This is a genomic window from Peptostreptococcus sp., assembly GCF_036639115.1.
Taxonomy (GTDB): Bacteria; Bacillota; Clostridia; order Peptostreptococcales; family Peptostreptococcaceae; genus Peptostreptococcus.
In genome coordinates this window covers 428098-452983 of the sequence record NZ_JAVWJH010000002.1, presented here as the reverse complement: position 1 = coordinate 452983, position 24886 = coordinate 428098, and the positions used below count along the sequence as shown (strand labels likewise).

Here is a 24886-nt window from a genome sequence, read left to right as displayed (position 1 = left end):
GAATGTATGGAGCTTCATTTTTCTTATTATTTCTTGGAATAATAGCCTATTTTTATGTAGAGGCAAATTACCTAGAAGTGACTAGATTTTCTATAAAGTCAGATAAGCTAGTAAATAAATTTAAGGGTAAGAAAATAGTACAGTTAGGAGACTTGCATGGAAAATCATTTGGAAAGAACAATGAGAGACTAATTGAACTAATTGATAAAGAAAGACCAGATGTAGTATTTATCACTGGAGATATGATAGAAGCGGATAGAAAAAATTATCAAGCTGCTTTGGCTTTATTAAAAGACTTATCGAAAAAATATAAGGTGTTTTATGTAACTGGCAATCACGAGCATAAGGCCCTTGAGAAAAAATATAAAGACGAATATATGGAATACTTTAGACAGGTAAAAGATTTGGACATAGAAAGAGTTAATAATCAAAAATTGGTTTTAGATCCGAACTTTAAGGTTTTTAAAAGAGAAACTCTTTCTGAAGATTATGGTATAAAAAGCTCAAACAATATGATAGATTCAGGAGAATTAGCAGAAGAGGATGATTCTATAGATGAGAAAGACATAGATCAAGCATCATTTGCAAAGAAAAAAAAGCAGAAAAAGTATAGATATTTAAATCTTTATGGTCTTGTGCTTCCATTTGATAGTTATAGATATATGTTTAGTAATAGAAAATCTAAGGAAATAAACAAAGAGTATATAGAACATAAACTTGGAAAATTGGACAAAGACGAATGTAATTTCTTGTTAGCTCATAATCCACTTCTTTTTGACGAATATGCAAAATGGGGACCTGATTATGTATTCTCAGGACATGTACATGGAGGAATTGTTAGGATAGCGAAGAAAGGATTGTTTTCTCCGGATAGAAAATTTTTCCCAAAGTATAGTTTCGGGGAATATGAAAGAGGAAACTCAAAAATGTTTGTTACAAAAGGTCTTGGTTCATCAGCTTTAAAGGTGAGAATTAACTGTAGACCAGAGATATTGTCTATAAAGTTTGAATAAATTTTTGGAAGAAATTTACTTTTAAATATGATATTAATACGTGAAATATAATAGAATATTGTATAATTTATCGAAGAGCTATTGGAAATTACCAGTAGCTCTTTCTTTAATATTTATTAAATGTCGAAAATATGTCGAATTTTAAACAGAATTATCCGAGCAAAAATTTATATTATTAAATTATATTAAGAAAAAAAGGATTTATGTTCTATTAATAACTTTATATTACTTTTAAAAAATAATGAATAATTGAAGACAAAATCAGTACTATAAAGACAAAAAATATTGATATGAACTAATTATTATAATTTAATTATAGAAAATAAATTAAAAAAAGGTTGTATTTGAAAGCAAAAACTCGTATAATAATAAGTAGGGCAAGATATAACAGTTATTAGTAGTTAAAATTTTACTAGAAAACTGTCTATAAAATAATAAAATTATCATTTTATTATTTAGGCTAGACTAGTAATGTAATCTATAAAATGGATATGTAAATTTTATTATAATATATAAAAAAAATTTGATCAAAAATTTAAAATATATGTCTAATATATCGACATATAGGTTTTTTGTCAAAGTTTTTGATTTGTATATGTAGGTATCATTATTATAAAAATATCAAAAATTTCATATATTACCGAATATTTAATTAAAGTAATAAAGTATGACACTGAAGATATTTAAAATAACAATAAAGTGATGGTTTGTAAAAAGTATTTATCAAATAATAAACAAGCGATTCATTATATGTATATATAATACTATTTTCATGCAATAAGAAAGCAGAAGTATATTTATAAGAAATAATAAAAATAAGATTAATTTTTAATGAAGTTATAAATGATATAATTAAATTCGCTAACGATTTCCTTTAAATAGCTATAAATAAAAGCAGCTGGACTAACTAACCAGCTGCTTTTGTTCTTTTTGTATATATTTATATATAAGCGCTTTTGATTTGTTCTATTTGCTTAGCTTGGATGAACCTGTGTTATAATCAATTGTTACACCAGGTTGTACATTGTAACAAAAGGCATTGATCTCTATTTTATTATCTTCAACACTGTATGCCTCCATTAAAACTCCACGAGCTACCTGTTCATCGCCTATAAAGATAGGGCTTACTCTATATTTTACATGATTCTTGCTGCTTTTAATATACTGAGCAATTTCATTTTCGTAGGGTAGCATACCATCAACATTCATGTATCTAGTACCAGTCATTAGATTTCGCCAGTCATCATTATCTCCTGCAATTTGAAAGCCTATTAGATGACATCTATTATAAAGGTGTTTTCCATCAACGAAATCATATTTTTTTTGCTTCCAACCAGTAGGTTTAACATTGCTGATATCTCCTCGTTTTTCTTTTGGTAGATATTCAGGTCCAGTCAACACTTCACAAGGACCAACTCTATTCATTTTATCTAGGTCTGAGTAGTTCTTATAGACCTCAGTACTCGTAGGTTTTGCAAAGTAGGGTCTTCCATTGTTAACAGTGACACTTGGCTTGTTAGTGTAGGTTGGAACATCTCTGTTATAATCAAACTCTTTAGCATAGGCTTTATCTGATTCCAGACTTTCATTTACATGCTTAGATTTATTTGTATTTTTAGATTGATCATTAGAAGAATTTCCTTGATTATCGTTTTTGTCAATTTTTGATTCATACTTTGTCTCATTTTCATTAGTATTGCTGTCTATAAGTTTTGTTAGGTCTATTCCTGTAACTCTTGATCCGACTATTATAACCAATGCAATTATAATGGTGGCCAATGAGTATTTAGGAGATTTTTTTTTCTTCTTGCTCATAAAAGTACCTCTTTCTTTATTATTATAATTATCTTTCACCTATAGTATTATATCATATATAGTATAGGATTATATCTAAATGTGATTCACTAAATTATAAAAAAATAAAATATAGAATAGTAAAAAGAGGCTAGCATTGATATCAATAACTAGCCTCTAAAGGTGTAACACTGGTACTTTTTTTAATAATCCACTAAAATGCTTTGTCTATCATAGTTATTTTTAAAAAAATAGAGATAGACAAAAGCAATAAAAATATAATTTTTAACATTATATCATAAATATAGGTTGGTTATTCTAAGAAAAAAGCAATTCCTATTGCATTGGGTCCTAGATGAGTACCTATTGTACTTCCCAACTGAGTTACTGGAAGTTCATCTATATTAACCTTTAACATTTCTCTATATTTATCAAGGTATTTATTAAGAACATCTTTATTATTGCCTGAATAACTTAACATAGAAGGTTTAGATGTATCAACATCACCTCTTTCTGAGACAAGGTCTCTCAGCATGTTATGTCCCTTTTTAAATCCTCTTGCCTTGCCAGCAAGTGTAACTTCGCCACCTATAAGAGTAAAGATAGGTTTTACAGATAAAAGAGCACCTGCAAGAGAAGTTAATTTTGAAACTCTACCACCTTTTTGAAGGTATTCAAGAGTGTCTAGTAAATAATAGACAGCAATTTTTTCTCTCTTATCATTTAATTCTTTTACAACATCTTCAACTTTATCCATTGTTTTTATCAGTTCTAAGCCATATAGTAGTAAAATCTTCTCTCCGATTGATCCACTTAGGCTATCGATGACAAATGCTTTTCCAGGAAAATTTTGAGCAGCTACGTGAGCGCTAGAATAAGTTCCTGATACCTTTGATGATATTGTAATAGCGATTGCAACATCACCATCATCTATTATACTCTTAAAAGCTTCTTCAAACTGATAAGGAGTAACCTGACTAGTTTTGGGAAGAGTCTCATTGCTCTCTAAGAAGTTGTAAAACTCTTCGTTAGTAATATCAATACCATCTCTGTATTCCTTATGGTTAATGGTAACCGTTAAAGGAAGAAAAGTGATACCTAGATTTTGGGCTTCTTCATATGAAAAATCAGAAGCAGAATCCACTACGAATTTTATACCCATTATTATTCACCTCCACATATATATAAGAAAAAATACGGAAGATACAGATACATATTTTCATATTTCACTTATTACGAATATTATACCATAAAATAATAAGACGATGTAAAAATAAATCTAAAAAAAGTTTGGCTATATTAATATTAATAAGTAATATACAGAATAGTCCAAATAATATATACTAAAAACATATAAATACATTAAATCAAATATATAAATTAAGTATGAAATTTATTTATGAAAAACTTTTATATCTTTAAAAAAGCTTGTGATATTTAGTAAAAAAGCTAAATAGAGTAGTGCTATAAAAATCAATAACGGCAAAATTATTGATATTAGACAATGAAATAAGGTCTAGTGAAAAATAATAATTATTTTCAACTATAAATTATTATAATACCATATAAAGTGATAATTAAAATTTCAATTTTGATTTTTTGAATTTATTAAGCTGAGCAGCTAATAGAATTTAAATAGAATAATTATTTAAAAAGTTATAGTCAAAAGCTTGCTGTATAATTCTATATAGTTTTTATTAGGGAAATATATTTTTGTTTGAGTTTTTAACAAAAACTAGTAAATACTGGTAATAGGCTGCAGAATATAGATTTAGTAAATAATTGCGAATAAATTGCAAAATACCGCTAAAGTGGAAATTAACAAAAAGGGCGTGTAAAATGTATATATTATAATTACAATTAATATGAAAATATCTAAAATGAGGAAAAATATTTACATCAATCTAAACAATAACATATTATATAGCTATGTAAGATATATTTCATAATATATTTGAAAGATCAGCTACAAGAAATATAAAATTGGATTTCCTGTAGTATAGAAAGAGTTGGGAGATATAAAAGAAAAGAGTTCGATAAAAACATGTAAAATTGCATATAATGGAGAAAATCCCTAAATACGCTAAAAATGCCTTAAAAGGTCCATTCTATATTAATATAGATACAACTATTCCCTAAATATACATTTAAGGCATAGTTGTACATTGAAGTCTCAAAGCCCTACTATAGCTATATATGTTTAAAAATGATGTTTTTTGTGTATCTATAAGTGTTGCCCAATTATATTTTTTTAAAAATTTAAAAAATATAAAAAATATAATATAAAATATATAGTCTGTATATCAATATATTCTATGTAACAGATATTTATCTTGATATCGATATAATAATATCTAAATATATGTCTATTCATATATTATTTAATAGATGTCACTAAATTTAACTTTATAAGACTTAATGACCAATATCTATATACCTGTTGATATTACTGATTTATAGTAGTTTGATTTACTATTATAGATATTGTTTAAGAAATTATATACCTGTTGGTATTACTGGCTTATAACACTTTGATTTACTCTTTTATAGACGTATTTTGGGTAGCTTATAGACATAGTTTGGGGAGTTAGTACTTTCTACCCTTGTATATATTGATATCACAAGCTTGTAGAGGTCTAAAATAAGACTTATAGACATAGTTTAGGGAGTTAGTACTTTCTACCCTTGTACGTGTTGATATCATTAGCGTATAGAAGTATAAAATAAGACTTATAGACATAGTTTGGGGAGTTTATATTACATAAAAACATATAGTGATTAAGTGAAATTATATACTGTATGTATACTCCACCATTCACTCACCTATACCCTACTGATTTTTCATATAATTTTGTGGGACTTTATCTATATAGAGCTAGGTATAGAAAATTCATAAAAGTAAATACTTCATAAAAAGTAAACGTATAAAAATATCAAAGAATTTTTAAAATAACGAAGCTCTAAAATCGAGTTTAAAGAAACTTGCCATATCATAACATCTAAAAATGATAAAAGTTCTTAAAAAGCCATATAGAGGTTTATGGCAACAGATGGATTAAAATAGACATAAAAAAACCCTAACTAAAGCTTAAAGTTAGAGTTTTGTATGTTTATTCGATTATTTTCATGAAAAAAATATTTCTAAAGTTTTAGATATAGCCATAGTAATGACAGCAAACAATAGTCCTACTGTTAAAAAAGAAAATACACTAATAATTATTCTTAGAAGTATCATTTTATATTTTATTCCCATAAGTATGCATAAAAAACTTATTAGAAATAACAATATAAAAAATACAAGAAAACCAGATTTACTATTACTTAAGTCTTCTTTACTTAGATCCATATGTGTGGTTACTGAGTACATTATATATATAAATAGAAAGTATCTAATCATATTATGATTTTCAAATGGGCTAAGACTTTGTAGCGTAGATACTACTATAGTAATATATATATTAACAGAATCTTTTATATGGTGTATATTTTTTATATAGTCCATATTTTCATTGAAAGTTTGTCTTATACTATTAAATTCACTTGGGAGCAATAGCCACATACATAGCATTAAAAAAACAGTTCCAAATATAATAGGTGCTATACCTATAAAAAAATTACCAACTCTCTGGTAATAACTATTTAGATCGCAGCGATGATTAACATAGCCCATTATACCGTCATATCGACTCTTGAATGGTCTAAACAAAGAGAACTCTGTAATTTCATGCCTAAAGATAACACAAAATATCATGTGACTAAACTCATGGACAATAGTACCTATAATACCAGTGATTAAAAGACCATTCATTCCAAATGTTCTATATATAGATGAAGAGTTTTGTTTCTCTATATAGCTAAATATTACACCAAAAATGAATAATACAAGTAAAAAACCAAGGGTATATATTAGTGAGGTTTTAATAATCTCTATTATCATGCTTCCTCCTTGTTTGTAGTATTATTTTCTTCTTATATCAATTGCTTCCAATCTATATATAGCTTGTCCTAGATTCATAAATTTATCTTCATACTCTGTAGTTATATTTTCTTTAAAATCACTATTTGCAAGATCAAGGGATATATTTCTTAACATCCAGTCATTACTAGAAATTTCATTTAAACTAAACTCAAATAAGTCTTTATTATCTGTCTTAAAATTAATATCTCCATTGTCATTTAGTTTTTTTCTATAAAGTTCTAAGAAACTCGAATATGTAAGTCTTCTTTTTGCACATCTTTTCTTAGGCCATGGATCACAAAAGTTAATATATATTCTAGAAAGCTCCTTGTCCGAAAAATACAGATCAAAAAACTCCACATTTCCCCATATAAAGGCTATATTAGATAGTTTTAAATCATCAGCTTTTTCTACCGCTCTTAACAATACTTCTTCTTTTATTTCAAGTGCTATATAATTTATATTTGGATTTTGCTCAGCCAAAGTAGTGATAAATTGTCCACGTCCAGTACCAACTTCTATATGAATAGGGTTATTATTTTTGAAAATATTATTCCAGTTACCCCTATAGTTATCAATAAGCGTATTATAAATTTCGTTTTCTACAGCAACTCTATTATCAAAAAGACTCTTTGAATCATTACTTTCATCTTCCGGAAGCTTTTGATCTATCATTCCATTTACTATATAGTGTTTATATGATAAAAGTTTTTCGTCAGCGCCTTTTATTTTTCTTCTTCTCATAAATTTCTCCTTCATTTACTAGTATTTAAAAAGTATAACATACAAAAAAAGGAACTGTCAACGACAGCTCCTCTATTTACAAATTACTTACAAATTGTTATTAGTGGCAACCTGAACAACTTCCGCATCCACTTTCCATTTCCTTTAGACTTTCTGGGATTACTCTAAATCCTCCACCTAAATCCTGAATAAGCATATCTCCGAATTGTTCATATTCTTGCTGGTCCATAACGAACTCTAATTCTTCTACTGCGCATGCAGCGTCGCTTTCTTTCTTATTGTCTAGAGCTAGTCCAAATGATGGGCCTGAACAAGCTGCTCCTGCAAAGTACATTCTTACTGAAGTAGGAACTTCTTCTCCTTGTTCTGCTATTATCTCTCTTAATACTTCTAATGCTGTCTGAGCTACGTCTACTTTCATTTTATCTATTCCTTTCTCTTTACAATTAATATAGTTTATTTCTTCTGATATATAGTCGAGTTAGTAATAGATTACTACTGGCTATATTATGTATATATCCATTTGTGATTACTATAATCAACAAAAACATTATATCATAGATATTAAAATATTAAAAGTAAATAAAATAACTTATTTAAATAATCTAAGTATTATATAAACATTATTTTAAAATCATAATATGATATAAAATCACTAAAAAATAAATAATAAAAAGTAATTAATAGTAATATCTTTTTTTACTATTTAAATCATTAAATAAAAACATTATTATTTATTCTGAAGTTATTTTTTACATAATGTTGAGAAAATTATTCTTCAAATTCATGTAATATGATTTCGTCGTTTTCTAAAGTTTTTTTGATGTCAATAACTCTTTGGTTTTCTGAACCTCTATATTTTAGCTTTATGTTTCTCTTATCTTTTTCAAATCGTCCATCAATCATAACATCAACTAAGTTAATAATAGCTGACCTTTTTTTATTTTCTAAGGCTTCTTCAAGCAAATATCCAGACCAAAGCCATATTGTTTTTTCTGGGTATTCTGTCTTCACTCTAGTAAGTAGATTCAATAGATCATCATCCATAATCTGTTGTAGTGGTTCACCGCCCAAAACGTTAATACCCACTACCATAGGGTTTTTGACATAATCTATAAACTCATCTTCAGCTTTCTTGTCCCAAGTATCTCCATATTCAAAATCTTGTAGTTCTTTATTAAAACAATCTTCGCAGTTGTGTGTGCAGCCAGATACAAAAATAGTTGTTCTTACACCTGGTCCATTTGTAACATCATATCTACGGATTTTATTATATTTCATCTAAATCCTCCTAATTTATATCTATACAAAACAAATGGCAATATGAGATCATATTGCCATTTATTCATTTATTTAATTTATTATAAGTGAAGAACTCTATCTCCAATTTCTTGTGTACGTCCCTTGTTCCAAAAGTTTGTTCCAATATAGCCACAAGTACGTCTCATTACCTGCATTTCATCTTGATCTCTATTTCCACAAGATGGGCAGTACCAATTAAGATCATCATCTAACTGAATTTCTCCAGTGTATCCACACTTGTAGCATACATCTGGTTTTGTATTTATTTCTGCGTACTGTATATTGTGATATATAAAGTTTATTATCTGCTCTACTGCATCTAGATTTTTAGACATATCTGGAACTTCTATGTATGAGATACATCCACCAGTTGATATTCCGTGGAAAGGTGCCTCAAATTTAAGTTTCTTAAAGGCATCTATTTCTTCACATACATTTACATGATATGAGTTTGTATAGTAAAGCTTATCTGTTACGCCTTCTATTTCTCCGAATCTTGCCTTGTCTATTCTACAGAATCTGTATACTAGTGATTCTGCAGGTGTTCCATATAAGCTAAAACCTAGCCCAGTTTCATTTCTCCATCTATCACAAGCATCTTTCATGTGTTGCATAACATCCATAGTGAATTTTTCGCCTTCTGGAGTTGTGTGGCTAACACCAAGCATAGCATATACCATTTCATATATACCAACATAACCTAATGAAAGAGTTGAATAACCATCCTTTAAAAGCTCATCTATTTTCTCGCCCTTTTCAAGTCTTGCTATAGCACCATGCTGCCAATGAATAGGAGAAACATCTGATAGAGTTCCTAAAAGCATCTTGTGTCTGCAAAGAAGTGCTTCCTTACATAACTCTAGCCTTTGATCAAATATATTCCAGAACTGTCCCATCTTACCATCTGATAGTATAGCAATCTGTGGAAGATTCAAAGATACAACTCCTTGATTAAATCGTCCATACCACTTGTAATCGCCGTTTTCATCTTTCCAAGGAGATAAGTGAGATCTACATCCCATAGGAGGGAAAGTACAACCAACATAATTTTCTTTCATTATCTTTGCACTTTGATAGTCTGGAACCAATCTCTTAGCTGTACATTCGGCAGCTAATCTAGTTATATAGTCGTATTTTCCACCTTCTAGGCAGTTATCTTCATCTAGAAGATATACTAGCTTAGGAAAGGCTTCACCTACATTTTGTCCCTTATAGTTTTTCATTCCTTCTAATCTTTGTCTTATCATTTCCTCACAGATTAGAGCCATTTCTCTTTCGTATTCATGACCTTCTTCTATTTCAAGGTATATAGTGGCAAAAGGAGCCTGTCCATTTGTAGTCATTAAAGTAGAAAGTTGGTATCTTATTGTCTGTACACCATCTTTCAAATCCTTAAACATCATATCTTCAGAAATTTCATCTGCTAAATTCTCATCATGGAATTTTTCAAGATATATATTATAGAATTTTTGCTTAGTTCTTCTAAGGTAAGGAGCAAGATGTCTTATAGTAATACTTTGTCCACCATATTGATTACTTGCTACCTGAGCCATAATTTGTGTAGTTACTGTACAAGCTGTAGAAAATGATTTTGGACTTTCTACCATCTTTTCATTTATTACAGTTCCATTATCTAACATATCTTGTATATTAATTAAACAACAGTTAAATATTGGTTGAAGCGTATAATCCATATCATGCCAATGTATTGCACCTTCATCATGTGCCTGCACAATGTGTGGTGGTATTAATTTTCTTCTAGCAATATCCTTAGATACTTCCCCTGCAATCAAGTCTCTCTGTGTAGAGCAAATAACAGCATTTTTATTTGAATTCTCTGTCATGATATCTTCATTAGATTTCTTCATTAGATTCATTATCGATTCATCTGTTGTATTTACCTGTCTTTTAAATTGTTGAACAGCTCTATAACCTTCATAGGCTCTAGCAGTTTCGCTATGATTATAAAGAATTAATCTATCATAAACATATCCTTCTATCTTGTATATAGTAGGAGTTTCATTTAAGTCTATGAAGTACTTTTCGCAATCCTTAGCCACAGCCTCAGCTATATCAGGGTGATATAGTCCACTTCCATTCTTCATAGCTTTTTCAACTGCTATTCTTATTTTTGATCTGTCAAAAGGAACTGAAGTTCCATCTCTTTTGATTACATACATCAATACTCACTCGCTTTCTTAAATACTTATAATTAATGTAAGAAATTGATTCAATTATTTTAAAGTTTGAAACAACTTCTAAGTTTTAATATATATTTTAATAATTTTTAATAAGTTCATATTCATCAAGATACTCAAATAATAGTACTATTGATGAATTGTGTAAAAAACATGTAATAACATTATTGTTGAACATATTCTTTACACATAAATAGTTCATAATAAAAGGTAAATATACCGAATTTATTATATAAAACTCTGTCCATATATCTGAAAATCAGCAAATACCTAGTAATATGATCCATACACAATATATAGAAGTAATTTGTTAATCAAATACAATATGTTGTGTCTTCGTTATTTAGTATACGTTATTTTTGGTGATAAGACAAGTATCATTTTTTGACCTAAATTTGAAAAATCTTAATCTATACGGTATCAATATTGTCAAAACATATAGTATTAAGCAAATAAGGGGCTATAAAAGTTATTATAATAAGAAAAAGAGATCAAAAAATTTTTAAAAAATTTATGCTAATACATGTAGTTATAAAAAATAGAAAAAACAGTAATCAATACCATATATGGTGTTTTGTAAAAACATTAATTCAATCAACAAATTAGATTATTATAATGTATTATTGCTATATTTTTATATTAAAATGACTACAATCAAACTTTTTAAAATACATACACAGAATTTTAAATCCCCTACTCCTTGAAAAGGATACTTTAACACTATTAAAAAGACCTTATAAAAAAGTGTGATTTACATACTAAAAATATAAAATCACTGACTATAAAATACTTTGACAAACAAATTAAAAATCAAAATTTAGAAAAATATGTTGTATCTACAACAAAAAAATAATTAGCAAAAGTATGAAAAAAAATTAAAATTAAAATATAAAAACGTTTTTTCGAAATTATATTAAGCAAAATATTTATTCCACAAAATATCTTGTATATATTGTCTACTAATTTTATATATGTTATAATTTCTTATAGATAATATTTAACAATTATTTAGGTCAATAACAGGAGGTCTATATGGAAATTTTAGAAAATGAACAAAAAGTATATGACAAGCTAGATGAACTAGCTATAGAATATACAGTAATTGAACACGAACCAGTATATACTGCTGCAGAACTCGATGCTATCAAAGATAGAACACATGGAATTCATTGTAAAAATTTATTTCTAAGAAATGCAAAGGGTAATAAATATTACCTAATCACTGCTCAAGATGATGCAGAAGTAAACTTGAAGGAAGTAAAGGATAAAATTGGATCTACAAGACTATCATTCGCTTCTCCAGAAAGACTTATGAAGGTTCTAAACCTTCAGCCGGGATCAGTAAATCCCTTCTCTCTTATCAATGATGAAGAAAAGCTAGTAACTTTTTTTCTAGATAAAAATGTAATAAATGGAGAAGATTTAAACTTCCATCCAAATGTAAACCATAAGATGGTAACAATCTCTCTTAATGGTTTAAAAAAGTATCTAGCGGACTTGGGTGTAATAATTAACCCTGTCGAACTATAGAAACAATAATAAAAGGTGTTGAAAGGTTATCTATCAACACCTTTATTTTTATCTATTTACATTAACAATATCATCTACAACTAAGTAGATACCCTCATGTTTATAATTCAAACCAATACTAATGCTTTATTTATTAGAAAAGATCCTACTTATTAGAATCTATAATTCCCATTTTCTCAAGAGCCTTTAATGATCCCATTTTTGAATGATCATATGTTATTCCACCTTGGAAATACACATTGTAAGGTTCTCTTATAGGTGCATCTGCACTTAATTCTATGGATGATCCTTGAACAAAAGCTCCTGCTGCCATAATTACTTCGTCATCATATCCTGGCATTGCCCATGGAACTGGTGTAACATATGAATCGACTGGTGCAGCTGCTTGTACACCTTCACAGAATTTCACGACTTCATCAGCATTATTTAACTGTACTATCTGTATGATATCACTTCTTTTATCATCATATGCTGGATTTACTTTGTAACCCAATTTTTCATATAATCTAGCACAGAATATTGCACCCATAACAGCTTGTGATACCACATATGGAGCCTGGAAAAGACCTTGAAGTATGGTTCTAGTAGTACCAAACATTAGACCACATTCTTTTCCGATACCTGGTGAAGTCAGTCTATAAGAAATTAACTCTATAATGTCTTTCTTTCCAACAATGTAACCACCAGCTAATGCAAGACTTCCTCCTGGATTTTTGATAAGTGATCCAGCAATTACGTCAGCTCCTACATCTGTAGGTTCTTTAGTTTCTAGAAATTCTCCATAGCAATTATCAACCATAACAATCAAATCTTCTCTAACTGATTTTACAGCCTTGATAGCTTCATCTATATCTTCTACACTTAGTGACTTTCTCCAAGCATATCCCTTTGATCTTTGTATCATAATAAGTTTAGTATTTTCATTTATTGCAGCTTTTGCACCTTCTATATCGATATTTCCGTTTTCTAAGAAATCTACTTGCTTATATGTAACTCCAAATTCCTTTAGACAACCTATTTCTTCTCTAATACCAATTACACCTTGAAGAGTGTCATATGGTGCAGAAGTGATAGAAAGAATCTCATCTCCTGGTCTAACGATTCCCTGTATTGTTAGAGATAGCGCATGAGTACCATTAACTATCTGAGGTCTTACCAAGGCATCTTCTGTGTGAAATACTCTAGCATATATTTCTTCAACTTTTTCTCTACCTAGATCATTGTATCCATAACCAGTAGTCCAGTTAAAGTGATTATCGCTTAAATGTGCTTCTTGCATAGCATTTAGAACCTTAAGCTGATTATATTCTCTAATTTCTCTCATTTTGTCAAACTGAGGCTGGATATCTCTATCTACTTCCTTAGAAAGTTCAAATATATTTCTATCAATTCCGTAATTTTTTAATAATAATTCTTCTGTTTCTTTTAACATTTCAAATCTCCTTATAGTGTTATATGTTTATTATTTTCTTATTATGAACACTAATATATTCTATCAAAAGTTAAATTCTAGCTAGAATCAACTAAATTTAAGTAAGCTATTTAATAGAATATATCTGTACATAATGTTTGCACGCCAATTAAAACTTATAGATCTACTATCAATATAAATCTATAAGTTTTATATTTTACTTAGCGATAAAATTTTCAATTAGTTTAATCTGTTCATCTATACCTGAAACTTCTCCAACATCAATCCATAGAGCATCTTTATACTTTTTAAACCAAGTTATCTGTCTTTTGGCATATTTTCTAGTACTTTGCTTTATTATCTCAATAGTTCTTTCTAGTGTTTCTTTTTCATCTAGATAGTCTAATACTTCTTTATATCCAATGCCCTTCATTGAGACCATATCTTGAGAGTATCCCATAGATTTTAGCTCTTTGACCTCATTTAGTAGACCTTGTTCAAACATAATGTCCACTCTCATATTTATTCTATCATAAAGGTACTTTCTATCTCTACTAAGAACGATTACTTTTGCATCTATATGTTCATTGTATTGAAGATCTTTTGAGAAGTCTCCTAATTTTCCACCTGATTTATATATTTCAATAGCTCGAATTACTCTTTTTACATTGTTTGGATGAATTCTGTCTGCAGACTCTTTTGATAAAGAAGAAAGAATATCATGCATATACTCAGCCCCATGTTGATCATACAATGAGTAGAGTTCTTTTCTTAGCTTTTCATCTGAATTTGAATGACCAAAATCCATATCATATATCAGAGAATTTAAATAAAGCCCAGTGCCACCAGTTATAATTGGAAGCTTGCCTCTATTATGTATATCTTCTATATACTTTTCAGCCATTTCTCTAAAATCTGACACTGAAAACTCTTCATCAGGGTCAACAACATCTATAAGATAGTGTTTTATTCCATCCATTTCTTTTTCAGTAATTTTGGCACTCCCTACATCCATATGTCTGTATATCTGCATGGAATCGGAAGAAATAATTTCCCCATTTAGAGATTTTGCGAGTTGTATAGAAAGATTGGTTTTTCCGACTGCTGTTGGACCTGTAAGTATTAAAACAGGAATTTTATTCATATTATCACCACCGTTTCCTAAATACATTCCACTTTACTATTTTACTACATTTTTTAACTTTTACAATTGCTTTTAGCTAATTTTACATTTTTCTTTTAAACATTTTTTCTATATCATTCTTTGTCATTTTTACCATAATGGGTCTTCCATGTGGGCAAGTATATGGATTTTCACAAAGTTCTAGTTCTTTTATTAATTCCATAGCCTCTTGATAACTAATTTTTTCATTACCTTTAATAGCAGATTTGCAAGCAATTTCTGCAATATTATCATATTTAGTATCATATACATTTGTGATTTTACCCAAGTTATCTATTATTTCATATATAAATCTTTGACTCTCTGGGCTTCCGAATGTATTTGGTACACCTCTAATACTAATATTTTTATGGCCAAACTCTTCAATTATAAATCCGAACCTTTCAAATATATCTAGATTCTTGACTGTAAGAGCCATATCAACTGGAGATAAATCCATTATTATTGGCTCTATCAACATCTGAATACTAAGGGTATTATTTTTGAACTTTTTCATATACATTTCAAATCTTATTCTTTCATGAGCAGCGTGTTGATCCATCATTATCATTTCATCTGCCTTTGTAAATATAACATAGGTATCAAATATTATCCCAGAGAAGATTAAATTTTTAAAATCACGATTCTTAGCAGCATCATTTTCATCTAAAAAATCCATTTGATTTTCTTCTTGTATATTTTTATTCAGGTAACTTTTTTTGCTTTCCTGAATTGACTTAGATTTCGAATTATCACTAAGATTTTGATAGCCATTAAAATTTTCTTTTTTCTCTTCTTTATCTAGATTTTCATCTTTTTCTTTTTTAGATTTTTCAGAAGTATCTTTTAAAAAAACTTCTTCTTTTCTGGTGTCATAAGTGTCATAAGTGTCATAATCTTTGAGTTTTTTAAAGCTATTAATATTTTTTATTTCAGAAAGATTTTCTATTTGTTTAGTCACATCTTCATTTAGAAAAGCTTTTTTATTTGAATTACTAGGATTACTTTCAAAAGACTTTTTGGTGTCATAAGTATCTGGAATGTTGTTTTCTGTTGAAATTTCTTTGCTTTTTATATCCGAGTCATTATGGGTACGAGTATTAGTACTGCTGACATTTGAATTTTCCACTCTAGAGGCTTCATTGTCAATAGTATTTGAACCTTTACTTTTGACACCATTATCGATTGAGCTAGATTCCACAGGCTCATGTAAGCTTTTTTCTGATGTTTTAGATTTTGAGTTTTCTATTTGATCCTCTTCGCTGTAAGAAAAACTATCAAAACTTCTAGAAGCATCCTTATAACTAAACAAGTCTTTTTTCGTGTTGACACTTCCTCTGTATTTACCAATTAGACTATTTTTAAGTAACATTCCTCTGATATAGTCACTCAGTTCTGATAGAAGTTCATCCTCTTTATTGAACTTTATTTCTAGCTTGCTAGGATGAATATTTACATCTATCGTTCCTGGATCCATAGTCATATTTATGAAGTACACAGGAAACTTATTAATAGGTATAATAGCCTTATAAGAATCATTGATCACATTCATAATATTAGCGCTTTTTACATATCTACCATTTATGAAAATATGTTGTAGCTTTCTATTTGATCTGTATATATTATTATTTGCAGTGTATCCTTGTATATTAAAATACTTAGATTCATAATCTAGCTCTATTAAATTATCACTTATATCCTTGCCATAAATTTTTCTAATTGTATTGAAAAGTACACCGTCACCGATAGTTTCAAAAACTAATTTTTTATTGTTTGTATATTTAAATCTTATATCTGGATTTCCAATTGCCAGCTTGTTCATTAGACTAGTAATGGCTAGAGCTTCCGATTGATTTGATCTCAAAAACTTTCTTCTAGCAGGTGTATTATAAAATAAAGATAGCACGCTTATTTGTGTTCCTTTATTCGCGGCTATTTCTTCCTTACTAGATATTATTCCACCGTTTAATTGTATTTTTGTTCCTGTTAGGGAATCTTTTGTTTTACTAATCATCTCTAGCTTTGAAACGGCACATATAGATGCTAGAGCCTCTCCACGAAAGCCCAAAGAATTAAGCGAATATAAATCCTCTGCCCTATTTATTTTGCTCGTAGCGTGGCGCATAAAAGCTTTATCTATGTCACTAGCATCTATACCGCATCCATCATCTATAATTTTGATTAAATCTTTGCCACCATTTTCTATTTCTACAGAAATAAACTTTGATCCAGCATCAATTGAGTTTTCTACCAATTCTTTTATTATTGAAGATGGTCTTTCTATAACTTCTCCTGCTGCAATTTTATTTATTGTTATATCATCTAAAACATTAATCTTAGGCATATTTCCTCCTAATCCATTTAATTACATATAATTAAGTAAATTATCTACTTTTTAAATCATTATTTTGCAGAAAGTTCCTTCGCCTTCTTTTGAAGAGCATACATAACATTCATAATATCTAAAGGTGTAGAGTTCATCATGTCTATTGAAAGAACCTCAGACACAAATTCTTTGTACTCATCATCTCCACAAATATCCTCAAAGCTTATCTGCATATTTTCTGATATAGAATCTTTTTTATTTGATTCTGTTGACTCTATTGATTCTATTTGAATATTCTTATCCATACTTACATCACTTATATCACTTATATCATTTAATTCCTCTTTCTCTAGATCAAGAGTTTCATCCTCGCTATTAGAATCAACTGACGAAGAAGGATTATTGACTTTATCAAGAGAAGAACTCGTAATACTAGAAGAGTTTGCCAAATGATTCTTTTCAAGTTCAGATAAAATAGAATCCGCTCTATCTAGAACCTCTTCTGGTAGCTTGGCAAGTCTAGCTACATATATACCATAGCTTCTATCCGCTGCAGTTGGAACAATCTTTCTTAGAAATACTATATTCTCTCCATCTTCTTTCACTGCAATAGAGTAATTCTTGATAGTATCATACTTATTTTCTAGGTCTGTTAGCTCATGATAGTGTGTGGCAAATAAAGTTTTTGCACCAATTCTATCATGTATAAACTCAACTATAGACCAAGCAAGTGATATTCCATCATATGTGCTAGTACCTCTGCCGACCTCATCTAGAATAATCAAACTATCCTTAGTAGCATTTTGAAGTATATGACTTACCTCGTCCATTTCCACCATAAATGTAGACTGTCCCTGAGACAAATCATCACTAGCACCCACTCTAGTAAATATCCTATCTAATATAGGTATATTTGCATAGCTTGCAGGTACAAAACTACCTATATGTGCAATTAGAGCTATCAAGGCATTTTGTCTCATGTATGTGGACTTACCTGACATATTAGGACCAGTAATAATATTTATAAAGTTATCTTTGTCTATATATGTATCATTTGATATAAAATTTTCGTAGCCCATTATTTGTTCTATAACGGGATGTCTTCCATCTTTTATATCTAGCTCGCCAGTATTGTTGATTAAAGGCTTTACATAGTCGTACTTACTAGCTACTAAAGCATTTGATAGATATACATCTAGTTCTGCTATAATAGATGCAACTCTTTGTATTCTCTCTATATTATGGTATATCTTATTTCTAATATCTTTAAACATCTCGTATTCCATGTTTTTAATCTTGTCTTCTGCATTTATTATTTTATCTTCTATCTCTTTGAGCTCAGGAGTTATAAATCTCTCTGCATTTACTAAAGTCTGCTTTCTTATATAGCTATCATCAAGCTTTGCCTGCAAAAGTGCTGCCTTTGTAATTTCTATGTAGTAACCAAAGACCTTGTTGTATCCAACCTTTAGTGACTTGGCTCCTGTCTTTTCTTTTTCTTTAGATTCTATATCCTTGATTACAAATGCACCATTTTGAGAAATATCTCTCAACTGGGATAGCTCATCACTGTACTCACTTTTGATAATATTTCCTTCCTTGAGATTTTGTGATGGATCTTCCAAGATGGCTTGGTCTATCACATCATAAATATCTATCAAAGGATCTATAGTTTCTGTAAAGTCCAAAAGTATCTTGGACTGGGATTTTCCAATCGTATCTAGTACTGCTGGTATCATGCCGACACTGTTTTTTAGATTGACTAAATCCTTTGGTGATACCCTATCGTATGCAATCTTGGCACATATTCTTTCTAGGTCAAATATATTAGATAGCTTGTCCTTTAGATCTTCTCTAAGTATAAAATCATCCTTTATTGCCTCTGTAATATTTAATCGAAACTCTATCTTATCTCTATTTGTCAGAGGCTGCTCTATAAACTTTCTAAGCATTCTAGCACCCATAGGTGTAGAAGTAGAGTCTAATACCTGTAGCAATGAACCCTTCTTCTTAGATCCTCTCATAGTCTTTGTCAGCTCAAGATTTACTCTAGTGAATAGATCTAGTGTCATATAGTCATTTGAATTGTAGATATTTATACTGCTAATATTGGTTGAATCCAGCATCTGTGTCTTTTTTATGTAATTCAAGGCAACAGATATAGACTTTTCAAACAAGGCATTGCCATAAATATCTAGATCTTCTAAATATTTCTTGGAAAAAGTATCTGTCAATATCTTAGTATCTAATAAAGTATTATTAAAATCATCATTTAAATATATATTAGCCATATCACAAAGTCCCTTGACGTTTTTTCTGAAATCATCACTATTGGATATAATCTCAGCAGGAGAAATCTTTGCAATCTCATCTTTTACCTTAGAAGAATCTAGTTTGGTAACATTTAGCTCACCAGTACTAATATCTGCATAGCTAATAGCCACCTGATCTTCATTTCCAAAATATACGCTCATCAGATAGTTGTTTTGAGCCTTTTCTAGAGAATCGTCCTCCAAAAGTGTACCTGGAGTCACAACCTTTACAACCTCTCTTCTAACCAATCCCTTGGCTGTAGCCGGATCTTCAACTTGCTCGCCTATAGCAACCTTGTAGCCAGACTCTATCAATGTAGTTATATATGAAGATGCAGAATGGAAAGGAACACCACACATAGGTGCTCTTTCTTCCAAACCACATGCCTTACCTGTCAAAGCAATATTTAATACTTTGGAAGCTAAAAGTGCGTCATCAAAAAACATCTCATAGAAATCTCCAAGTCTATAAAACAGAATGCAGTCATTGTATTCTTCTTTTGTCTCTAAATACTTTCTCATCATAGGAGAAAGCTTGTCTTTATCTATGTTCATCTTTACCTCCGTCAATTTATATCAATACTATATTATATCACAAAAAGCGACAAAATTAATTCATCGCTTTTTATTATATAATAGTATTGAATTTTTGTATTTATTAGATAGCTATGTCTGATTCTGCATGAAAGCTTGCTTTTATATCTATGTGAGAAATCTTTTGATCCTTCATTTCACCTTTTTTTAATGAAATTAAAGGTGTTATTGTATTCTCACAACCTTTCTTATTTAATTTAAACGTATTGATCACTTTTTTTTTAAGATTTTTAATCAGATAATTAATTGATTATTTTTATGACTTGTGATTGAATTGACTTTTATTAGTTTTAAAACTAACATTTTATATCTTTGACTAATTAGATTATAACATATTTATTATCTATATTCAATTAAACTACATTGCTATAATGGTTGTATTTTTGTTATTTTATATATTAATATTTGATATTTTTATAAATGAATTTTTTAAAAAAATTCAAACAATAAAAAAGTAGAACTACATAGTTCTACTTTTTACAGTTAATTTTAAGGTTGCCATCCATTTTTATTTATATAGACTTACTAATTCATTTCTCAATTGTTCATTTGGATAATCTTCTGGTTTTAATATACTTCTTGAAAGCAATGAGCTATTAATATCTTTAATTTCTAATCCAGATTTCCAATTTTTTATTCCAGTTACATTATAAACTTTCCAACTATTATTAATATAAAGCATAGCTTCCATATGTGAATCGCCTTCAATTGAAATAGATGGAATATCAAGTAATAACATTGCTTGATTATATGTAAAGGTAAAGCCTTCACAAACAGCTGTTCCATAATTTGTTATAGAATAGGGACTTCTATTTTTTAGTTCATTATCTAAATCTTTGTTATATGGAAATTTAGCCATTAAATACTTAGCAAAATTTTCAACTTTTTCTTTGTTTGTATTTAAATTATTGACACCGCTATCATTTATCAGTTTTTCTATTTTACTTAAATTATTATTGTATTCATTTTTATTATAATCCTCTTTTGTCCAATATCTTTGCTTAATTAACATATTTATAGTTATGCTTTTATATTTTTCAGGAGAATTTTCTAATCTATTTATACTTTGGTTTAATTCAAATCCCATACCACTAGCCACTCTGCTAAGGGCTTCGCTCGGATTTACATTTTTAGCTACTTGTATAGTTTCGCCATCATCTATGCCAGTTTTTAACTTACTTATCATATACTTATTGTATTCATCTTGTGTATTTACAACTTTTCTATCTTCTTTTGCTACATACACATAATTTGTCATTAATTTATTAGGTAGAACATTTTTGAAATCTCTAATTTCATCATCTGTTGAAACTAACTTATATCCTGCTGGAACTCCGCTTTTTATTGATTCAAGATCTAGTGTTTTAGGTCTATGAATGTCTAATTGCTGTTGATATTCTTCAAGAGCTACATCAAAATAGACGTATTCATAGCTTCTATTTTTATCATCACTAGGATTTGTTGTTCCTGTGTCATCCTTTGGTTTTTCTGGTGTTGTAGGTGTTGTCCCTGTATCGTCTTTTGGTTTTTCAGGAGTTGTTACTGTATCGTCTTTTGGTTTCTCACTTACTCTACCGTATATTTTATCCATAGTTTCTTTCGGTAGCATTCCACCTATTATGATTTTATTTGATATATCTTTTATATAGTTTTCTTGATTAGAACTTATCTTATTTGTAAGCATTACTGATACTTTTGATCTTGAGTTTACTACATTTATTGAAGATAGAGCATCAGCATAGTTTTCGCCAGTAGTTATAGCTACTGTGTCCACCTTTCCTAGCTCATTATTGATTACTTCAGATGTGTTATATCTGTTATGCCCTGCTAAACGTTTTCCACCATCTTGCTTTACTGAGTTGATTCCACCAAATGTATAGACTACATTTTTGTCAGTATTATATGCTTTTGCTCCGTTTACTAGCTTTAGACCAAGGTTTTTATCCTTTAATAGTCCTGAGGCAGATAAAGCATCTGGATAGTTTCTACCATCTGCTACACCGACATTGTGATAGCCACTTTCTGCTAATGTTTTGTCATTAGTTTCATATCTGTTTTTTCCGTCAAGTCTTTTTACGTCCTTGACATTTTCATATACACTTGCTACTGCCTTTCCATTTAGAGTGTTTTGTCCACCTATTAGATAGGCTTTTGTAGGCTTTATTTCTTTTAGCTCTTTACTTAGATCTGTCTTATTGTCGACTAGGATTAGCTTAGCATTGTATTTGCTGGCTACGTTATATGCACTCAATGAGTCGGCGTATGTGTATGCATTTGCAATTACAACTGTTTTAGAGTCTACTAGTTTAGCAGATTCAATAGATGTTTGAATTCTGTTTTGCCCCTTAATAGTTCTTACATTTAGATCCTCTGCATTAGATACACTTGCTATACTGCTTATAAGCAGAGCAAGAGTAAGGACCTTTGAAATATCAGATTTGATTTTCATATAAATCTCCCTTATAAAATATTTTCATATATTAATAGTATGAATTGTAATTTGAAGTGCTATTTAAAACTATTGCTAATTTTCTATCTATTTAAGCTTAACACTTTGAAATCTTCATATCAAGATATAATTTGAAAATAAAATGAAAAAAGATATATATTATTTTAAATACTATGAAAAAATATATACATTAAATCAAATATATTAATTAAGTATAAATTTTATATCTTAAAAAACTTCTTATACTTAATTAATATGAAAAAAATAAAAAGAGTTGCTTATAACTATAAGTGTAATACCTATAATTTAAGCAACTCTTGTAATCTAAAACTTGTAAAATGAAGCTAGTTCTCTTTGAATTAAGTTTTGTGTATCAGAGCTACTAGCAATACTAGTCATCATTGTTTCTATATTTTCATCATCCATTTCATATATACTATTGAAATATTCCTTTCCAGACTTTTCAAAACCAGTAGGATTGATTGAGTTCCATTTTCCATCATAGTATACCTCTGCCTCCATATGCAGTGTTCTGTCTGACATACCAGATACACTATAAGAAGGTATCCTCAATAAAAACATAGCTTGATTAAATGCATATGTAGATCCCTCGCATACAGCAGTATGATATTTTGCAATTGAGTATGGACTTCTAGATTTAAGATGGTTGTTTAAGTCACTATTGTATGGAAATTCAAATTGTAGATATTTGGCAAACTGCTTAGCTTTATCACGATTTGAAGCTAGACTTAAAACACCAGATTTTTTAATCAAATTTTCAACTTCATTCATATTTTTTACGTATTCATCTTTGTTATACACTTCTCTTGTATAGAATTTCTGTCTTATAGAAAAGTCTATATTTATCTTTTTGTATCCTCCACTAGCCGTTTGATAGCTTTGTTTTAGTGAAAAGCCCATTCCATTAGCTATATGGCTAAAACTATTATTTATAACTACATTGTTACTTACGATTACAGTTTCTTTTTCACTATTAAATCCATTTCGCAAGCTATTATATAAGTATTGATTATATTGACCTTGTGTTTCAAAGACATTTTGACCGAATAGAGGATTTGGGGTGTCTATAGAACCATCCACATCATCTAAATCTATACTTAGCCCAAATGGATTTGCAACTTCTGAAATATCAAAAGGAGTTATAGATCTGTCTGTAAGCTCACTAGTAAGATCCGAATTGCTTTTATATATTTTCTTTAGGCTCGCATCTGGTATCATTCCACCAATAATATATTTTTCATTAATATTTTCTAGATATTTTTCTTGTGAAGAGCTGATGTTATGAACAAGCACGATAGATGATTTATCTTTAGAGTTAATAACATTTATAGAGGACAAGGCATCTGCATAGTTTTCTCCTGTAGTAATAGCCACTCTATCTATGTTACAGAGTTCATTATTTATAAGCTCACTTGTCTGATATCTATTAGATCCAGCTATTCTTAGTCCACCATCTTGTAATACAGATTGTTTCCCTCCAAAAGTATAGACTACCTGCCTGTTAGATGTATACGGTATAGATCCATCGACTAGCTTTAATCCAAGATTCTCAGATTTTAATAAACCGAATGAAGACAATGCGTCTGGATAGTTTCTACCGTCTGCTACTCCAACCTTGCGATATTTAGCTTCTTTAAGGGATTTTTCATTTGTTTGATATCTATTTTTACCATCTATTCTTTTGACAGATGATACATTTTTATATATAGTATTGACAGCTTTACCATTAAGAGTTTTGTTTCCGCCTATTAAAAATGCTTTTTTGGCTGGTCTATCATTAAGTTCCTTGCTAAGGTCAGTTTCATTAGAGACTAATATTAGTCGAGCCTTATATTTGCTTGCTATATTATAGGCACTTAAAGAGTCTGCATAGTTATAAGCATTTGCAACTACAATCGTATCAGAATCAACTAGATGAGAAGATTCTATGGAGGTTTCAATTCGATTATTTCCTTTAATAAGATTTATATTGTTATCTGCATGTACATCTGAAATACAAAATACAGATAAAAAAGTGATGATAATTAGCGATAAGAACATGTGTTTTTTATTCATTTTTACCTCCTTTATTT

General features: G+C 29.3%; 15 protein-coding genes. 2 read left to right on the top strand and 13 right to left on the bottom strand.

Annotation, left to right across the window (positions count from 1 at the left end; genetic code table 11):
- Positions 1-2 precede the first annotated feature (2 nt).
- Entirely contained in the window at positions 3-1013 is a 1011-nt protein-coding gene (locus tag RR561_RS04175) for a metallophosphoesterase (RefSeq protein ID WP_332506211.1), read from the top strand.
- Between the two features lie 966 nt (positions 1014-1979).
- Here the strand turns inward: RR561_RS04175 and RR561_RS04170 are convergent.
- The 7 genes from RR561_RS04170 to nrdD form a co-directional block, all read right to left on the bottom strand.
- On the bottom strand, positions 1980-2828 hold the full coding sequence (locus RR561_RS04170) for a DNA/RNA non-specific endonuclease (protein WP_332506209.1): 849 nt from the start codon (positions 2826-2828) through the stop codon (positions 1980-1982).
- 292 nt (positions 2829-3120) lie between these two features.
- Positions 3121-3969, bottom strand: coding sequence for a DegV family protein (locus RR561_RS04165; protein ID WP_332506207.1), 849 nt, complete (start codon positions 3967-3969; stop codon positions 3121-3123).
- Positions 3970-5931: 1962 nt separating this feature from the next.
- Positions 5932-6744, bottom strand: a complete 813-nt coding sequence (locus RR561_RS04160) for a hypothetical protein (protein WP_332506206.1) — start codon at positions 6742-6744, stop codon at positions 5932-5934.
- Between the two features lie 21 nt (positions 6745-6765).
- Positions 6766-7509, bottom strand: coding sequence for a tRNA (guanosine(46)-N7)-methyltransferase TrmB (gene trmB / locus RR561_RS04155; RefSeq protein WP_332506204.1), 744 nt, complete (start codon positions 7507-7509; stop codon positions 6766-6768).
- 100 nt (positions 7510-7609) lie between these two features.
- A complete protein-coding gene (locus RR561_RS04150; protein ID WP_332506202.1) occupies positions 7610-7930 on the bottom strand; it encodes a hypothetical protein in 321 nt (106 codons plus the stop codon).
- Between the two features lie 350 nt (positions 7931-8280).
- On the bottom strand, positions 8281-8790 hold the full coding sequence (nrdG, locus tag RR561_RS04145) for an anaerobic ribonucleoside-triphosphate reductase activating protein (RefSeq protein WP_332506201.1): 510 nt from the start codon (positions 8788-8790) through the stop codon (positions 8281-8283).
- Positions 8791-8870: 80 nt separating this feature from the next.
- Positions 8871-10991, bottom strand: a complete 2121-nt coding sequence (gene nrdD, locus RR561_RS04140) for an anaerobic ribonucleoside-triphosphate reductase (RefSeq protein WP_332506200.1) — start codon at positions 10989-10991, stop codon at positions 8871-8873.
- Between the two features lie 1050 nt (positions 10992-12041).
- Between nrdD and RR561_RS04135 the strand changes: the two genes are divergently transcribed.
- Positions 12042-12539 carry a prolyl-tRNA synthetase associated domain-containing protein gene (locus tag RR561_RS04135; RefSeq protein WP_332506198.1) on the top strand — a complete coding sequence of 166 codons (498 nt, stop codon included), beginning with the start codon at positions 12042-12044 and terminating at the stop codon, positions 12537-12539.
- A gap of 145 nt (positions 12540-12684) precedes the next feature.
- Here RR561_RS04135 and RR561_RS04130 read toward each other — a convergent pair whose 3' ends face one another.
- From RR561_RS04130 to RR561_RS04105, 6 genes are all read right to left on the bottom strand, one after another.
- Positions 12685-13971: a methionine gamma-lyase family protein gene (locus RR561_RS04130; RefSeq protein ID WP_332506197.1), complete on the bottom strand. Its 1287-nt coding sequence runs from the start codon at positions 13969-13971 to the stop codon at positions 12685-12687.
- A gap of 196 nt (positions 13972-14167) precedes the next feature.
- Positions 14168-15094, bottom strand: a complete 927-nt coding sequence (gene miaA / locus RR561_RS04125) for a tRNA (adenosine(37)-N6)-dimethylallyltransferase MiaA (RefSeq protein WP_332506195.1) — start codon at positions 15092-15094, stop codon at positions 14168-14170.
- A gap of 82 nt (positions 15095-15176) precedes the next feature.
- Positions 15177-17456 carry a DNA mismatch repair endonuclease MutL gene (mutL, locus tag RR561_RS04120; RefSeq protein WP_332506193.1) on the bottom strand — a complete coding sequence of 760 codons (2280 nt, stop codon included), beginning with the start codon at positions 17454-17456 and terminating at the stop codon, positions 15177-15179.
- Between the two features lie 59 nt (positions 17457-17515).
- Entirely contained in the window at positions 17516-20305 is a 2790-nt protein-coding gene (gene mutS / locus RR561_RS04115; protein ID WP_332506192.1) for a DNA mismatch repair protein MutS, read from the bottom strand.
- Positions 20306-20852: 547 nt separating this feature from the next.
- Positions 20853-22793, bottom strand: a complete 1941-nt coding sequence (locus RR561_RS04110; protein WP_332506191.1) for a cell wall-binding repeat-containing protein — start codon at positions 22791-22793, stop codon at positions 20853-20855.
- A 324-nt stretch (positions 22794-23117) separates the two neighbouring features.
- Positions 23118-24869: a cell wall-binding repeat-containing protein gene (locus RR561_RS04105; RefSeq protein WP_332506189.1), complete on the bottom strand. Its 1752-nt coding sequence runs from the start codon at positions 24867-24869 to the stop codon at positions 23118-23120.
- Positions 24870-24886: the final 17 nt, after the last annotated feature.

What these genes read in the sequence shown, in the direction of transcription:
- RR561_RS04175 (WP_332506211.1), top strand. Translation starts at nt 3, where the DNA reads ATGTATGGAGCTTCATTTTTCTTATTATTTCTTGGAATAATAGCCTAT.
- RR561_RS04170 (WP_332506209.1), bottom strand. Translation starts at nt 2,828, where the DNA reads ATGAGCAAGAAGAAAAAAAAATCTCCTAAATACTCATTGGCCACCATT.
- RR561_RS04165 (WP_332506207.1), bottom strand. Translation starts at nt 3,969, where the DNA reads ATGGGTATAAAATTCGTAGTGGATTCTGCTTCTGATTTTTCATATGAA.
- RR561_RS04160 (WP_332506206.1), bottom strand. Translation starts at nt 6,744, where the DNA reads ATGATAATAGAGATTATTAAAACCTCACTAATATATACCCTTGGTTTT.
- trmB (WP_332506204.1), bottom strand. Translation starts at nt 7,509, where the DNA reads ATGAGAAGAAGAAAAATAAAAGGCGCTGACGAAAAACTTTTATCATAT.
- RR561_RS04150 (WP_332506202.1), bottom strand. Translation starts at nt 7,930, where the DNA reads ATGAAAGTAGACGTAGCTCAGACAGCATTAGAAGTATTAAGAGAGATA.
- nrdG (WP_332506201.1), bottom strand. Translation starts at nt 8,790, where the DNA reads ATGAAATATAATAAAATCCGTAGATATGATGTTACAAATGGACCAGGT.
- nrdD (WP_332506200.1), bottom strand. Translation starts at nt 10,991, where the DNA reads ATGTATGTAATCAAAAGAGATGGAACTTCAGTTCCTTTTGACAGATCA.
- RR561_RS04135 (WP_332506198.1), top strand. Translation starts at nt 12,042, where the DNA reads ATGGAAATTTTAGAAAATGAACAAAAAGTATATGACAAGCTAGATGAA.
- RR561_RS04130 (WP_332506197.1), bottom strand. Translation starts at nt 13,971, where the DNA reads ATGTTAAAAGAAACAGAAGAATTATTATTAAAAAATTACGGAATTGAT.
- miaA (WP_332506195.1), bottom strand. Translation starts at nt 15,094, where the DNA reads ATGAATAAAATTCCTGTTTTAATACTTACAGGTCCAACAGCAGTCGGA.
- mutL (WP_332506193.1), bottom strand. Translation starts at nt 17,456, where the DNA reads ATGCCTAAGATTAATGTTTTAGATGATATAACAATAAATAAAATTGCA.
- mutS (WP_332506192.1), bottom strand. Translation starts at nt 20,305, where the DNA reads ATGAACATAGATAAAGACAAGCTTTCTCCTATGATGAGAAAGTATTTA.
- RR561_RS04110 (WP_332506191.1), bottom strand. Translation starts at nt 22,793, where the DNA reads ATGAAAATCAAATCTGATATTTCAAAGGTCCTTACTCTTGCTCTGCTT.
- RR561_RS04105 (WP_332506189.1), bottom strand. Translation starts at nt 24,869, where the DNA reads ATGAATAAAAAACACATGTTCTTATCGCTAATTATCATCACTTTTTTA.